Origin of the sequence: Acetobacterium sp. MES1, assembly GCF_002237635.1 — a bacterium.
GTDB classification, from domain to species: Bacteria; Bacillota; Clostridia; order Eubacteriales; family Eubacteriaceae; genus Acetobacterium; species Acetobacterium wieringae.
Window position 1 is genome coordinate 1 of the sequence record NZ_MJUY01000017.1, and the last position, 16,208, is coordinate 16,208.

General features: G+C 42.8%; 11 protein-coding genes. 9 read left to right on the plus strand and 2 right to left on the minus strand.

Features of this window, described 5'->3' with window-relative positions; translation table 11 throughout:
* Window positions 1-197: 197 nt before the first annotated feature.
* Entirely contained in the window at window positions 198-2,081 is a 1,884-nt protein-coding gene (locus BI182_RS06925) for a sensor domain-containing diguanylate cyclase/phosphohydrolase (protein WP_286806478.1), read from the plus strand.
* A gap of 26 nt (window positions 2,082-2,107) precedes the next feature.
* On the opposite strand, the gene BI182_RS06930 is transcribed toward BI182_RS06925, so the two are convergent.
* Window positions 2,108-3,607, minus strand: a complete 1,500-nt coding sequence (locus BI182_RS06930) for a bifunctional diguanylate cyclase/phosphohydrolase (protein ID WP_286806480.1) — start codon at window positions 3,605-3,607, stop codon at window positions 2,108-2,110.
* Entirely contained in the window at window positions 3,579-4,754 is a 1,176-nt protein-coding gene (locus tag BI182_RS06935; protein ID WP_286806482.1) for an iron-containing alcohol dehydrogenase, read from the minus strand. Before BI182_RS06935 ends, BI182_RS06930 begins: the two co-directional genes overlap by 29 nt.
* 225 nt (window positions 4,755-4,979) lie before the next feature.
* Here BI182_RS06935 and BI182_RS06940 point away from each other — a divergent pair, with 225 nt between their 5' ends.
* The 8 genes from BI182_RS06940 (at window position 4,980) to BI182_RS06975 (ending at window position 16,198) form a co-directional block, all read left to right on the plus strand.
* Window positions 4,980-6,737 carry a GGDEF domain-containing protein gene (locus BI182_RS06940; RefSeq protein WP_084633577.1) on the plus strand — a complete coding sequence of 586 codons (1,758 nt, stop codon included), beginning with the start codon at window positions 4,980-4,982 and terminating at the stop codon, window positions 6,735-6,737.
* A 131-nt stretch (window positions 6,738-6,868) separates the two neighbouring features.
* Entirely contained in the window at window positions 6,869-7,846 is a 978-nt protein-coding gene (locus tag BI182_RS06945) for a YbgA family protein (RefSeq protein WP_286806485.1), read from the plus strand.
* 88 nt (window positions 7,847-7,934) lie between these two features.
* The gene (locus tag BI182_RS06950) at window positions 7,935-8,234 is read left to right on the plus strand and encodes a cupin domain-containing protein (RefSeq protein WP_070370967.1); all 300 of its coding nucleotides are present in this window, start codon (window positions 7,935-7,937) and stop codon (window positions 8,232-8,234) included.
* A gap of 76 nt (window positions 8,235-8,310) precedes the next feature.
* Window positions 8,311-8,997, plus strand: a complete 687-nt coding sequence (locus BI182_RS06955; RefSeq protein ID WP_070370968.1) for a CDGSH iron-sulfur domain-containing protein — start codon at window positions 8,311-8,313, stop codon at window positions 8,995-8,997.
* A gap of 157 nt (window positions 8,998-9,154) precedes the next feature.
* A complete protein-coding gene (locus tag BI182_RS06960; RefSeq protein WP_286806488.1) occupies window positions 9,155-11,557 on the plus strand; it encodes an HD domain-containing phosphohydrolase in 2,403 nt (800 codons plus the stop codon).
* A 336-nt stretch (window positions 11,558-11,893) separates the two neighbouring features.
* Window positions 11,894-13,156 (plus strand): UV DNA damage repair endonuclease UvsE, encoded by a 1,263-nt coding sequence (uvsE, locus tag BI182_RS06965; protein ID WP_338076090.1) that lies wholly within the window; start codon window positions 11,894-11,896, stop codon window positions 13,154-13,156.
* A 20-nt stretch (window positions 13,157-13,176) separates the two neighbouring features.
* Entirely contained in the window at window positions 13,177-14,229 is a 1,053-nt protein-coding gene (locus BI182_RS06970; RefSeq protein WP_187389304.1) for a sensor domain-containing diguanylate cyclase, read from the plus strand.
* A gap of 37 nt (window positions 14,230-14,266) precedes the next feature.
* Complete coding sequence (locus tag BI182_RS06975) at window positions 14,267-16,198, plus strand: HD domain-containing protein (protein ID WP_286806491.1); 1,932 nt, start codon at window positions 14,267-14,269, stop codon at window positions 16,196-16,198.
* Window positions 16,199-16,208 lie beyond the last annotated feature (10 nt).

Below are 16,208 nucleotides of genomic sequence, written 5' to 3' on the forward strand. Positions count from 1 at the left end.
ACACTTATTTGTGCTTGGAAAGGCAATCTACACATATAAATATGCAGTCACTCCAGAATGGAGCGGTCTACTCCTCCTCACGTGATTTGTAGTTTACTGTTATCCCTATGGCTATAGAATAAAAACAATAACGCTCGAACGCAAGATGTTTCAGGACGTTTTGTGCCTTGAGTGAAACGAAAGGAATGGTTATAAATATGAATATAACAGTATTGAATATTGCAGTTATCCTGATTATTCTTTTTTTATTTGGTCTGGGGCTGTATTTTATTCTTAAAAGAGGCAGAAAACGAAAAAAAGAACGGGAGATACGTCGGTTTAATGAGCTGGTTCAGACCTTCATCGAGTCTGAGGAGATTCCGGTATCCCTAAAAGATGATCAATTAAACTATATTTTTATCAACCTGGCCATGGAAGATTTTTATGGGATCAACTCCGAAGATATTATTGGTCAGGGTGATTTCGAAATCCTGGAAGAAAAGATGGCGATCAAAGAGCGAGAAACCGATAAAAAGGTTTTAGCGACCAAAACCTTTGTGACCGATGAGATGTTATGGAAGGGTAAGATTTTTAAAACCACCAAATTTCCAGTGGATCTGCTAAACGGCAAGTTTGGGGTTGGGGCCTATATCCGCTCGGCGTCGGAGAAGAATCGGGAAAAATACCTAAAAACATTGATGTCAATCAGTGATGGGGTTATGATTGTTGATCCCCTGGGTAAGATTGAGATGCTTAATAACACGGCGGAGGAAATGACCGGCTGGCCGGTCAGAGAAGCGCTGGGGAAACACTATTCTCTGGTTTTCGTCCTGGAGGACGAAAAACAGGCGGATCTCGTGCCGGATCATATTGCAGAAGCCTTTCGAGATAACGCCATGAAAGAATTCGACACCCATGTGCTGCTGGTTTCCCGGGATGGAAGAAAATATCACCTGGAAGACAGTGTTGCCCCCATCAGTGACGAAGAGGGCCATATTGACGGAGCCATTGTTATCTTTAGAGATGTTACCGAAAAGAAAGAAAAAAGAGCGGCCATTGAGTATAACAGTTTTCATGATGCCCTCACCGGTTTATATAATCGACGCTTTTTTGAAGAAGAACTGATTCGCCTCAATACCGAAAGAAATCTGCCCCTGTCAGTTATTATTGGTGATGTGGACGGGTTAAAACTGACGAATGATATTTTTGGCCATGATGCTGGCGATGAATTGATCAAAAAGGTTTCGGAAATATTTAAAAAGGTCTGTCGGGCCGATGATATTATTGCCCGCTGGGGCGGAGACGAATTTGCCATTTTGCTGCCGCAAACCGAAAAAAAAGATGCCCAAAGGCTTTCGGATCGAATTAAAGATAATTTCAGCAAAGAAAAAATTAAGTCGATCCAGGGAAATGTGTCCCTGGGTGTTGCGACAAAATATGAGCCGGAAGAAAATATTGAAGTCATTATTGCCAGCGCTGAAGACAACATGTATATGAAAAAAACCATAAATCGGGGGAAAAAGAAGGAAGATACCTTTAATAATATTCTCGATAAGCTGTATGGTGAATTGCCAGCCGAAGCTGAGCATGCCCGGAGAACCAGTGAGATTTGCAAAAAAATTGCCCGCAAAATGAATTTGTCTGAAGCTGAGATTAACAAGGTGTCAAAGGCTGCGTATCTTCATGATATTGGAAAAGTGGCCTTGGATAAAGAAATCGCCAGAAAAAATGAATATGTGATTGATGACACCTATAAAGAGATGAAAATGCATCCGGTGGTTGGCTTTCGGATTCTCAATGCCTTTGATCATACCGTCGATTTGGCCAATATTGTTTTGGGACATCATGAACGTTGGGATGGAAGCGGCTATCCCCAAGGACTCATGGGTAAAGAAATACCCAAGCTGGCCCGGATTATTGCAGTTGGTGAACGATTTGACGATATGACAGCAGATACCGACTATCGTCCAGCGATCAGCATTGATGATGCACTGGAAGAAATGAAACGGAATGTGGGGACCCATTACGATCCGGATGTTGTTGCGGCCCTGGAAAAAGTGATTCGTGATGAGCAAACCTATACAACTAAAATAACCCGGTAAGGGCACAAAAAGGCCTCAGTAATAAATTATTGCTGAGGTCTTAAATGTTGTTCAATAACTTTGCAGAAAATTTTTACCATACCGGGATCAAATTGGGAACCGGCACAGGAAACAATTTCATTGATGGCGGTTTCGGGGGAAAGTGCGCCCCGGTAGGGGCGGTCATTGGTCATGGCATCGTAGGAATCGACAATCGATAGAACCCGACATTCAATCGGAATGTCTTCGCCAGCGAGGCCCAGGGGATAGCCGGTGCCATCCCATTTTTCCTGATGTTTCAAAATCAGATGGGAAATATCTTTCAATTCCGAGGATTCATTGGCAATCCGCTCGCCGATGGCGCAATGGGTTTTCATCACCTTCCATTCGTCGGGGGTTAAAGCACTGGGCTTCTTGAGGATGCTGTCGGGAATACCGACCTTGCCGATATCATGGAATTTGGTCAGCAATTGAATTCGATCCATAACATTCTGGGGTAAACGCAGAGCCTGTCCGATGAGGGTGGCCAGGGTATCCATGCGACTGGTATGGCCTTCGGTGACGTAATCTTTAGCTTCCAGGGCTTTCATTAAGGTTTTAACCAGATTGTTACGGGTGCTGGATTCTTTTAGCAGTTTGTTCTGATACATATTATTGTCGGCTTCCTGAAAGAGAAAGTTGGTGTTGACCAAGCCACAAGGGTGATAGGAGTAACCATAGGAAAGCGATATTTTAAAGGTTGCATCCGGCAGTTCATTTAAGCATTTTAGATGGGAATTCATTTTTTCCAGGGCTGATTCGATGATGTCCGACGGCTGATTTTTGACAATTACCCCGAATTCATCACCACCAATTCGGGAAACAATTCCCAATGCTTGAAAACACCGGCCAATAACCTGACTGGCCGAGACAATCACCTGGTCTCCCAGTAAATGTCCCAGCGTGTCATTGACAAATTTGAGGCCATCAATATCCAGTAATAAAATGGTTAAATTCTTGATCTCCCGGTTGTTGAGCTGTTCCAATTCAGCCTCAAAAAAGCGGCGATTGGCGATATGGGTCAGGGTATCTTTATCGACCAGATCCCGGAGTTTCTTTTCCATGATGACCCGTTCGGTCATATCCCGGATCATAATCAGAACTTCATCAAAGCTGGAAATCTGAACCCGGACTTCAAAATAATGAAGTGAATCTTTAAAGGTCATCGAAAAATAATAATCCGATAAAACCCGGGTTCGCATAACCAGATTAATCACCTGTTTTAAATCAGCCATCAGAATCTGACTGCGCATGATTTCCAGAAGGGCATACGATCCGGTATTCAACGAAGGATTAAGGGGGGTAATCTGTCCTTCGCCATTACTGATCAGCAGGATATCGGGGATGGTGGCAATTAAAGCCCGGGTTCGGCTGTTGATTCGTTCCAGATCCAGCAGTTTTGTTTGCAGTTCAGAGTAGTAATTTTTTTTAAAAGAGTTTTCGCCCAGGCCGATTATCGTTTCCCGGGTGATCTCTTTTTTATTTTTGTGATTCCAATACTCGTCCATAAATAGTTCTCACCTCTTCTTTTGTCAAGACTCTGGGATTGGTCACCATGCAGGGATCATTGAGAGCGTTTTCCACCAGATAGTCAAGGGTGCTTTCTTTGAGATTCGGCACCATAATACTGGCAGGAATATTCAGGTTTTTCCGCATCGAAGCGATCCGGGTCGTGATCATTTCAAGCAGTAAATAATCACTGACATTATCTACCAGCAGACCAAGTTGTCTGGCGATATCCCGATAGCGGTCAGGTACAGTTTCAAAATTAATGCGGATAATGTGCTCAAGCAGAATGCTGTTACATTCGCCATGGGGTAAATCCAGCAGACCGCCCATGGAATGGGACATGGCATGGACAGCACCGAGACTGGCATTGGAAAAGGCCAATCCGGCCTGGAGGGAACCCAGCATCAGATGAAACATCGTTTCAATGCTTCGTGCGGGTGTGACGGATTGTTCGACGGCTTGATTAATCAGACCGATGGATTCCAGGGCATGAACGTCGGTCAGGGCTGAATGGGTATTGGATACATAGGCTTCGATGGCATGGGTCAGGGCATCCATGGCAGTACAGGCGGTTAAATAGGGATCCATGGACATCAGCGGAACCGGATCGATCAGGGCCAGATCGGGAACCACCTTTTTACTGATGATCGCCCGTTTAATATTGGCAGCAGTATCCTTGATAATGGCAAACTGGGAAACATCGGCAGAGGATCCGGCGGTGGTGGGAATACAGATCAGCGGTGGCCCGGGCATCTGCACTTCATCAACCCCTTCGTAATCAAGGACATTGCCACCGTTGGTAGCCACAATACTGATGCATTTCGCACAGTCGATGGCGCTACCGCCCCCAATGGCAATGATCAGGTCGCACCCCAGCGACAAAAAAAGCTCTGCACCGATCATCGCTTCGATATCCTTGGGATTAGGGGTGGTTTCATCGAAAATACACAGTTTTTCAACATGGGGACGGATCTGATCGACGGTTTCGTGAAACCAGTCAAAGTCATGAATATTTTTATCGGTGACAATCAGCGGTTTTTTGGCATTAAAATGAGATATGTAACGACCAATCAACAAGCGGGCATCGACACCAATGATTATTTCCGGGATCACAAATTTTCTTAGTTCCAATAGAGTTTCAGCCATAACAATAACCTCTCATTCTCGTGTGAAAATCTGTTATTTAAGTATAACAGTTGATATTCTTTCTGTAAACATTTCGAAGATGTAAAATATTATAATTAAAAAAAGCTTTATCTAGAATAGGTACCCGTATCCGATGAAAATTAACGTAAATTTAACCGGATGATAATATTAATAACCAGCTCTCATGGTTATAATTTGTGACATCAACAATGGGGAGGAATGTGTTTGGATATCAATCAGAATAAAGAAGAAGAGCGGTTGAGAGGAGAGCTCTTGGAAATACTCTATCAGAAGAAAATCAGCACCGTTTTTCAGCCCATTGTGTCATTGCAAGACGGAACCGTCCATGGTTACGAGGCGCTGAGTCGGGGGCCGGTTGCTTCGTTGCTTCATAATCCGGATATGCTGTTCAAATGTGCCCAGAAATTCAATAAGCTTTGGGAGCTGGAATTTTTGTGTCGGTCAAAAGCCTTTGAAGCGGCCTTTAAAATCGAAAGCGAGTTCAAACTTTTTTTAAATGTGAACCCTAATATTATGCAGGATGTCCAATTCAGAAAAGGATTTACCCGGGAGTATCTGGAAAAATTTGATATTGATCCCAAGCGTATTATTTTCGAGATTACCGAAAGCGAGGCCATTAATCACCTGGCGGATTTTATTAAAACCATTGACAATTATAAAGAGCAGGATTATCGGATTGCCATCGATGATGCCGGGGCCGGGTATTCGGGATTGAATTTGATCTCGGATATTCATCCCAATTATATTAAGCTGGATATGAAACTGATCCGGGATATCGACAAAGACATGACAAAACAATCTCTGGTAAGATGTCTGAATGAGTTTTCAGAATATACTGAAACGGCACTGATTGCCGAGGGGATCGAGACGAAGGAAGAACTGCTGACACTCATCGAAATTGGGGTTTCGTATGGACAAGGTTATTTTATTCAAAAGCCCAATGGAATTCTAAATTCAATCTCAAAGGATGTGCTTGAAATTGTTATGAAAGAGAATGCCAGGAAAAGAAAGTTGTTGGATAATCGGGTTCTTGATGATCGGATTGAGAGCATCTGTAAGCAGGAGAAAACCATATCGCCGGATATCCTCGTTTCACAGGTTCATGAAATGTTTAAAGAAAATGAAACCCGCTCCGGCTTTTGTGTGGTTGAAGATCAGCTTCCGATCGGGGTGATTACCCGAAACGCCCTTTATAAACGGATTAGCGGTCAATACGGCTACATTCTTTATGCCAATAAACCGGTTCGCAATATCATGGATACCGATTTTATGGACGTGGATTGCCTGGCCACCATTGATGTTGTCGGGAAAAATGCGATGCAGCGGGATTTTGATAAAATTTATGATTTTATTGTGGTAACCCGGGATAATCAGTTTCAGGGCATTGTGACGGTTAAAGACCTGATGGAAAAACTGATCGAAATTGAGTTTGTCTATGCGAAACACCTGAATCCGCTGACTGAACTTCCGGGAAACCTGATGATTGAACAACAGCTGGAAAAGGCCCTTAAATCCAAGGACAAAAAAACGATTCTATATTTTGATCTGGATAATTTTAAGGCCTATAACGATCTGTATGGCTTTGAAAATGGCGATCGGGTATTGAAGGAGTTTGCCGAGATCTTAAAAACCCGGATTCCAAGCGAGTATTTTATTGGTCATATTGGTGGGGATGACTTTATTGCCATTGTCCCCAAAAAGAAAACCGAGCAGCTGTGTATCAGTATCATGCATGCCTTTAACGAGGCCGTGATTAAATATTACAGTAAGGAAGACATTGACAAAGGCTATATCACCTCCAAAGATCGCAAGGATGTGGAGGAGAATTTCCCCTTTTTGTCAGTTTCAATTGCCGGTGTGGCCAGCGATCACAGCAAAACGATTTTTGAACTGGCCGAAACAGCCGCAAAAATTAAAAAGAAATGCAAGAAAAAACCGGGTAGTAATTACCTGTTGAGTTAAACCGGGCAGTCCAAAAACAGATGCGCAGAGCGTGTCTGTTTTTTTTCGGCAACAGGACTGAGAGCTTTGATGATTGAAGCTTTTGGCAAATGGGTAAATAGGGTTTGAGATAAAGAAACGAGGTGACCAAAATGGAAAAGGAATTAAGACCCCAGGTTGTGGTCAGTAAATGCATGGGCTTTGATGCCTGCCGATATAATGGACAAACACTGCCGGATAAGTTTGTCGAAAAACTAAAAGACTATGTGGACTATCATCCGGTTTGCGCCGAGGTGGAAATTGGCCTGGGGGTGCCCCGCAACCCGGTTCGCCTGGTGATGGAAAACGAGCAGCTTGTTTTGTATCAACCGGCCTCGGATACCGAATATACCGGAGAAATGATTGCCTTTAGTGATGCTTTTTTTGACAGCCTGAAGGCCGTGGACGGTTTCATTTTAAAAGGGCGTTCACCATCCTGCGGTACCAAAGACGTCAAAGTTTATCTGGGTAAAGCTAAGACCACGGGTTCGATTAAAGGTCAGGGCATTTTTGCGGGTCAGGTATTTAAACGCTATCCCGATCTGGCCATCGAAGAAGAGGGCCGGTTAACTAATTTTAGAATTAGAGAGCATTTTCTGGCTAAACTCTATACGCTGTGCCGTTATCGCCAGGTGGAAAAAGCCAAAACAATGGCGGCGCTGGTTAAATTTCAGGCCCAAAACAAATATTTGCTGATGGCTTATAGTCAGAAAGAGCAAAAAGAATTGGGCCGAATTGTTGCCAATCATGATAAGTTGCCGCTCGAACAGGTTTTTAGTAGCTACAAAGCCCATCTTGGCATTGCTTTTTTGAGAATTCCCCGGTATAGTAATTATATTAATGTGATGCTGCATATTTTTGGTTATTTTTCAGAACAGCTTTCCAGCGGTGAAAAAAACTTTGTATTGGATAGTTTTGAAAAATATAAAAGTGGGAAAATCCCCCTCAGTGTACCGATCAATGTTCTTAAGTCTTATGTCATTAAATATAACGATCCCTATCTTCTGGATCAGACCATCTGGGCCCCGTTTCCGGAAGAACTGATGGATATCAGTGATTCGGGAAAGATGGCAGAACTAATCAGTAAATAAGCAAAGACTGGGGAGTATAAAAAATTTGAATTTTTAAGCCGAACTGTTCTCTGACTGGATTCTATGGTATGATTTATATGAGGTAGTAATGAACATTTATGAAATGCCCGAATTGCCCATCAAAGATGAACTGATCTCGGTGCTGGAGCACAATCAGACGATCCGGATCGAACGGATTATCAGTACGGGGCAGCAATCAAACTGGTATGATCAGCAGGAACACGAATATGTGGTTTTGCTGGAAGGCAGGGCTCAGTTAGTCTTTGAAGATGACCGGAAGGTCACGTTGGTAAAAGGGGATACTCTTTTGATTCTGCCGCATCAGAAACATCGGGTCGCTTATACCTCGACAGATCCGCCCTGTATCTGGCTGTGTGTATTTTATTAATAGGGTCGTTCATTACCCAATGGGCACAAACCGTAAAGATTAGATTCAATACCAAAGGATAAGCACGGAGATAAGAATGAAAAATGAAATGACAGGCAAAATAAAGATCTTAAAAGACGGGCCCTATGTGGTTACCGGGAATATTAAACTTTCTGAGAAAATAATTACGTCCCAGGGAAAAGGCTATGTTTATCGGGAGGGGCGGGAGTTGCCGCAGGCGAAAACCTATACCCTATGCCGCTGCGGAAAGTCAAAGAATCCGCCTTTTTGTGATGGCGCCCATTCAAAATGTGATTTTCATGGTGATGAAACCGCATCAAAAGCCGATTTTGTCGATCGGGCCGAAGTGCTCATTGGGGCTGATTTGGATATGCGAGATGACCACCGCTGTGCATTTGCCAGATTCTGTCACCGCAATGATGGTACCGCATGGGAGCTGATCAGGCAGTCCGATAATCCCACCCTCAAAAATGAAGCCATTAAAGCCGCCAGCGAGTGTCCGGCCGGGCGGTTAGTGGCAGTAGAAAAAAGTGGCGCATTCATTGAACCGGAATATGAACCCGAAATTGTGATTCTTCAGGATCCGGAGCGGGGGGCCAGTTGTGGTATTTTTGTTAAGGGGGGGATTCCCCTTCAATCGGCAGATGGCAGCCTATATGAAAAGCGCAATCGCCTAGTATTGTGTCGCTGTGGCGAATCGGTCAATAAGCCCTTTTGTGATGCGACCCACATTCATATAAAATATCTGGATGACCAGGTGTAAAACTTGGTATATTTTTATGTAAAAAATAATACCAGACAAAGGTTCGTTTAACCTTTGTCTGGTATTATACAGGTTCAGTCAAGATTGATAATGCTGCTTTTTATCAGCTGATTGGTAACAGCAGAATTTTCGGACGCGTTCTGGAATGAGGAAGTGGATGGATTTACAAAAGGTATTCTTAAATTTAATCGTATATGCATTACCGATCATTGCGGCCGGCTATAGTGTTGTGGGAATAAAACTCTTAAAGCAAAAAGTCGAGGGCCAGTTTAATTATTTTTCGGCCCTGATGTTTTCTTCGGCAATTTATGCATTGGGGTACTTTCTGTCGCTCAACTCGCAAAACATTGAAATGATGATCCTGGCCCGGGATCTTGCGAATCTGGGCGTGATATTTATTCCAACGTTTGGAATCTTATTTGTTTCCCAATTTGCAAAAGTCAAAATTTCCCAGCCAATTAAATATTTGCTGGTAACTCTCTCAGGGGGACTCTGGATACTCTATATTACCAATCCGATTCATCATCTGGCGTTTAACTGGGTGGAATTGATCAAAGTTAATGGTTTTTCGGTTGCCAGTACCTCCAAAAACATCGTCTATTATCTGATTCTTGCCTACTACATTGTTTTTCTGCTGTTTTTAATAGTCACATTGATCAAAGCATATCAAAAAACGAATTCCCTAAGTTTGAAAAAAAGTTATCGTTTCATCCTTGTGTCAATACAGGTGTCATGGCTTGCGGTACTGGTGATCCTGATGGGGGGTGATAAATATGTCGATCCGACGCCAGTGGTGATTTTGTACATTTCAGCCATGATTGGTTTAAACGAAGTAAAAAATGATTTATTTGAATTGGAAATCAATCGTTGGAAACAAACCTTCTGGAATATCGGCGAGGTCGCCTTTCTGATCAATGGTGATGCGGAGATTATTTGTATGAATCCCGCTGCCAGGCTTTTTTTTGCGGGAAACAAGGAAAGTGTTTCTGAAATACTGAGAATTCTAAATCGGGGGGATCATAAACGCACGCCGGTAAAGGTCAGAACGGATGAAACCATCCGCTGGTTTTATGTAAATAAAAATGATTTCGATCTTAAGCGAAAGCTGGTCAGCTATATGCTGGTGGATTTTAGCGATCGTCATCAGGCAGAAATAGCTTTAAAAGAAAGTGAAGAAAAACACCGGCTACTGATCACCCAAATGGCCCAGGGACTGGCGGTGCACGAAGTTATTTTTGATCAGTCCGGCAATCCTGTGGATTTTAGATATCTGGATGCCAATGAAAGCTATGAAAAGCTGGTTGGTATGAAACGGAAGGAGATTATCGGCAAGACTGCCCTGGAAGTGGCACCGGCTATGGATAAGCAGTGGATCTTAAAATACGGTCAGGTAGCCATGACCGGTCAGCCAGTGCGGTTTGAGTTTTATGACCAGTTTGTGGGTAAATATTTTGAAGTTGTTGCCTATTCACCCCGATTCAAGCAATTTGCGGTGATTATTACAGATGTTACGGAGCGCAAACAGGCGGAACAGGAAATCCGCTATTTGAGTTACCATGATTATCTCACGGGTCTCCATAACCGGCGGTTTTATGAAGAGGAACTGGAGCGGCTGGATGTTCCGGATAATCTGCCTATTACGATGATCATGGCCGATGTCAACGGTCTTAAACTGATAAACGACTCCTTTGGTCATGCGATGGGAGACGAGTTGTTAAAAAAATCCGCCCGATTGATTACAGAAGCAGTTCCAAAGAACAGTATTGTTGCCAGACTGGGGGGCGATGAATTTATTGTGATTTTACCACAGACGGATATTTTTCAGGCAGTTGAGGTGATCAATGACCTGAAAGCAAAGACCTTAAATGAAAAAATCGACGCCTTTGATATTTCGATCTCATTTGGTTGCGAAATAAAGGAAAGCGAAAACCAGGACATTCAGGAGATATATAAGCGGGCTGAAGATGACATGTATCGGCATAAGCTCTATGAAAGTGCCAGCATCAAAAATAAAACCATCGAACTGATTATGAATACTCTTTATGAAAAGAGTTGTCGGGAAATGCTTCATTCCCGGAGAGTCAGCGAGATCTGTAAAGCCATTGCGATCGAGATGAACCTGAGTAAGGATGCGGTTAACCAAATTGGGGCGGCTGGGCTGATGCACGATATTGGCAAAATGGGGATTGATGAAAAAATCCTCAACAAGGTCGGCCATTTGAATTTCGAGGAGTGGCAGGAAATGCAGCGGCATCCTGAAATTGGTTATCGGATTTTGAGTTCTTCCAGTGAATTTTCCGAAATGGCAAGGTATGTCTATGAACATCATGAACGCTGGGATGGGAAAGGCTACCCCAAAAAATTGAAGCAGGAAGAAATATCCATGCAGGCAAGAATTATTGGGGTGGCGGATGCCTATGATGCCATGACCTGTGATCGCTCCTATCGTAGCGGATTGAGTCAGGCCGATGCCATTCATGAACTAAAAAAGCATGCCGGTACGCAGTTTGATCCGGAAGTGACACGGATCTTTATTGAAAAAGTGCTGACTAAAAAATGATAATTTGTTGGCAAATCACGGATACCGAATTAGAAAAAGAACGGCAGGTAAAAGTTACCTGTCTACAAAAAAGCAAAAAGAGCCTGAAATCTGGCTCTTTTTTAGGTCGAAAATAAATGAAATATCATTGATTTAACGACCATTTCACTTCAGTTTCGCAATCATTTCTGATATAATGAACGAAATCATTGGGGATATCGGATCGAACGGGTTTATTTATGCGACATAAGTGGCTGTTGGATGGAGATTTTTGATAATGGTTATTTTTTAGGCTTTAATAATCACTTTGAAAGTAAAAAGCGATTAAAGTAGTGGGAACGGATAGGAAAGAAGGTTATGATGAGGATAGGATATGCATGTTTAACGGTGGGTGTGCTTAATACGGAATTGAAAACGTGCTTGCTGAAAAATGCGTCCGAAGAAAAATTGACTGAATTGATTAAACACAATTTGAACGCCCTGGAAAAGATGATTGACTATAATATCGAAAATCAGATTGAGTTGTTTCGCATCAGCTCATCACTGATTCCGTTTGGATCAAATCCAGTCAACCGGATTGTCTGGTGGGAAGTTTTTGAAAAACAGTTTAAAAAAATCAGCAAGAAAATTGCCAAAAGTGGCATGCGCGTTTCCATGCACCCGGGACAGTATACTGTGTTAAACTCGGCGGACGAAAATATTGTGGCGAATGCCATTGCCGATTTGGACTATCATGCCTGTGTCATGGATAGCCTGGGACTGGGTCCGGAAAATAAGATTATCCTCCACGTCGGGGGAATATATAATGATAAAAAACAGGCAATTAAACGCTTTCTAAAAAATTACCAGCGGTTGAGTGAAACGGTTAAAAAACGATTGGTAATTGAAAACGACGATAAATCATACACCATCAGTGATGTTTTAATCATTGGAAAAGCCCTGGACATTCCGGTGATTTTTGACAACCTGCATCACCAGGTGAATCCGTGTGATGAAAAGCAGCCGGATACATATTGGATTGATATTTGCAAAACTACCTGGAAAAGTCAGGATGGTAAGCAAAAAATCCATTACTCCCAGCAGCATCCCGATAAAAAACCGGGTTCGCATTCCAAGACCATCGGAATAAACGAATTTATGGCCTTTCATCAGGAGCTGGATGGCAGAGATCTGGATATCATGCTGGAAGTGAAAGACAAGAATTTATCGGCGATGAAGTGCATTAATTGCATAACCACAAAGAAAGAAATTAATCGCTTGGAACATGAGTGGAGTAAATATAAATATGCAGTATTGGAAAGATCTCCCCTTGATTATCTGGAGATTCGAAAACTGCTGAACAATAAGGACAGCTATCCCTGCATGGAGTTTTATAATCTGATTGAAGCATCTTTTCAAAAAGAAACCACTATGGGCAACTCAATTAATGTGGCGCAACATATCTGGGGGTATTTCAGAACGATTGCCTTGCCCAGTGAGAAGAAGTATTTTCTAAAACTACTGGATCAATACGAAAAAGGGGAAGCCTCCATTAAAAAGGTGAAGAAAAATCTGTGGAAAATGACGGTTAAGTATGAGCAAACCTACCTGTTGGATTCGTATTACTATGTTATTATCTGAATAAAATGAATGGGAACAGATTGGCAAAAAAACGTTTCGATGATGAGTCAGAAAGTTGTGAAGGGAAGATCATGTTAAATGCTGAAATCAGAGAATTGATTAAATACCTGAAAAGCATCGTTGCGGAGGAAAAACCGGACAATGATGTTTTAGAAAAATACGGAAATGATCCGGATTTTATTGAGCTCAATGAGATGATCGGGGGTATTCGCAGTGCCTGTAAAAAGCATTTTGAGATGATTTTTGACTTATTTCCTGACCCAACCATTATCACCACCATGGAAGATGGAAAATTAGTGTCCTATAACCGGGCCTTCCATAAATTGATAACAACCAGAGGGAAAAATATCATGACTGGTGTGACGAATATTCATGATTTATACTTTGAATTGGATAAACGGGATCAGCTAATTGAAGAATTGAAGCGAACCGGTGTCAGTGAGAACATGGAAATCATGGTAAATGATGTCAATGGTGAAATGTTTGTCGGACTGGTATCAGCCCAGGCCATCAGCATTGAGGGTGAAGCGCACATCTTGAGTGTCATCAGGGACATTACTGCAATCAAAAGACTGGAAGAGGAAATCAAAAAGCTGTCGATTAAGGACAAACTGACCCAGGTGTTTAATCGTCAAAAACTCGATGAATTTTTGCAATTTGAATTGGAACGCTCCGAGCGGACAAAGGCACCTTTTTCGGTTATGCTGGTTGATGTGGACTCGCTTCGTACGATCAATGAGACTTACGGGCATCAGGTTGGGGATGAGATGCTGGTGGCAGTGGCCGCGATGCTTATGGACAACGTTCGGGTGACGGATATTGTGGGACGCTGGAGCGGAGAGGAATTTTTAGTGATCCTTCCCGATACCGATGAAAAAGGTGCCATTACACTGGCAGAAAAAACCCGGACAATTCTTGAAAATACTCGTTTCAATACCGTTGGGAAGCTTACCGCCAGTTTTGGGGTTTCCGCCTATCGCAAAGACTTACTGCCGGCAACCTTGATTTCGCGAGCCCATACAGCCCGAAACCGGGCGAAAGAGAAGGGGCAAAACCGGGTGGAATATCAGTAGTGATCAATAATATAAAAAATCATGGACGAGGTGACCTGTGGAAACAAGACAATTAAAGATTTTAGTGATTGATGACAACCCGGATAATGTGATTGTCTTAAAAGCCATGATTCGTGATGTGTTTTCAGATGCTACTGTTTTGATGGCTTTTACTGGGCGAACGGGGTTTGAAATGGCGGTGTCGGAAGACCCGGATATTATTCTCATGGATATTATCATGCCGGAGATGGATGGTTTTGAGGTGTGTCGTCAATTAAAAGCCAGCCCCGATCTGGCCGATATTCCGGTGGTCTTTGTGACCGCTGCCCGAGGCGATCGGGAACATCGGATTTTGGCGCTGGAATGCGGCGGTGAAGGTTTTATATCAAAGCCGATTGATGAACAGGAACTGCTTTCTCAGCTTCGGGCAATGGCAAAAATCCGCTGGGCCAATCTTCAAAAACGCAATGAAAAAGAGCGACTTAACAACCGGGTCAGAAAGCAGAATGTGGCCCTAAAGGCCGCCCATGCTCGAACCCTCAAACTGCTGAAATCGCTGGAAAAAGAAAATGAAGCCCGGAAAAAAAGTGAGAAAGCGCTGGTCGAAGCGCAAAAACTGGCGCATCTGGGAAGTTATGAGTTTGATTTCAAAAATGACAAAATCAGCTGTTCGGAAGAAGTGCTGAATATCTTTGGGATTGCTTCCATTGATGAAGTGGATACCAAAGAGCAATTTCTCCGGTTTGCCCAGCCAGAAGAGATTCCTGTTATTCTTGAAAATATCAATAAGGTAATGGTCGAAAAATCAACAGCTGATTTTATTTTCCGGATCTTTCGTCAGGATGGTGAAGAGCGAATTATCAATATGCGGATGATTCCCCAGTTTGACGAAGAGAAAAACCATATTGGAAATTTTGGAACCGTTCAGGATATTACCCGAATTAGAAAAACGGAGGAAGAAATCAGGTATTTGAGTTACCATGATTATCTGACCGGTTTGTTCAACCGACGCTTTTATGAAGAAGTCCTGATAAAACTGGATACGGAAAATAATTACCCATTAACCCTGGTTATGGCCGATGTCAATGGCTTAAAAATGATCAATGATTCCTTTGGCCATGCAGTAGGGGATGAATTGCTCCAGAAAGCTTCCAATGTTATCAAAAGCGGTTGTCGTGAGAACGATGTAATTGCCCGACTGGGTGGTGACGAATTTGTTATTATTCTAACTCGAACGGATGCTGAAACAGCGGCTCTGATTATCAAAAGACTGGAAGTATTGGCAGCCCGGGAAAAAATTCGCGGATTGAAACTTTCCATTGCTTTTGGTAGTCGCACGAAAACCAGAAAAGAAGAGAATATCCAGCAGATATTAAAAAATGCTGAAGATGATATGTATCGTCATAAGCTCTACGAAAGTGCCAGCATGCGCAGTAAAACCATCGAATTGATTATGAACACCCTTTATGAAAAAAGCAATCGGGAAATGATGCATTCAAGCCGGGTTGGTCACATTTGTGAAAAAATTGGTTTGCGAATGAAGCTGGATCAGGATGAAATCAATCAGATCCGGACAGCAGGACTGATCCATGATATCGGAAAAATGGGAATTGATGAAAAAATCCTGAATAAAACTGGCGCTCTGAGTGATGAAGAGTGGCAGGAAATTAAGCGACATCCTGAAATTGGATATCGGATTCTCAGCTCGGTAAATGAGTTTTCGGAAATGGCCAATTGTATCCTGGAACATCATGAACGTTGGGATGGACATGGATATCCCAAAGGTCTAAAGGGGGAAGAAATCTCGCTGCAGGGAAGAATTGTGGCGGTGGCCGATTCCTTTGATGCCATGACCAGTGATCGGGCCTATCGCAAAGCACTGGCCTATGATGAGGCCATTACGGAAATCAAACGCTGTGCCGGAACCCATTTTGATCCCCTGGTGGCCAAAATGCTGGTTGAAGTTGTGCATTCGGAAATGATTCGTTAGCGACACCTGC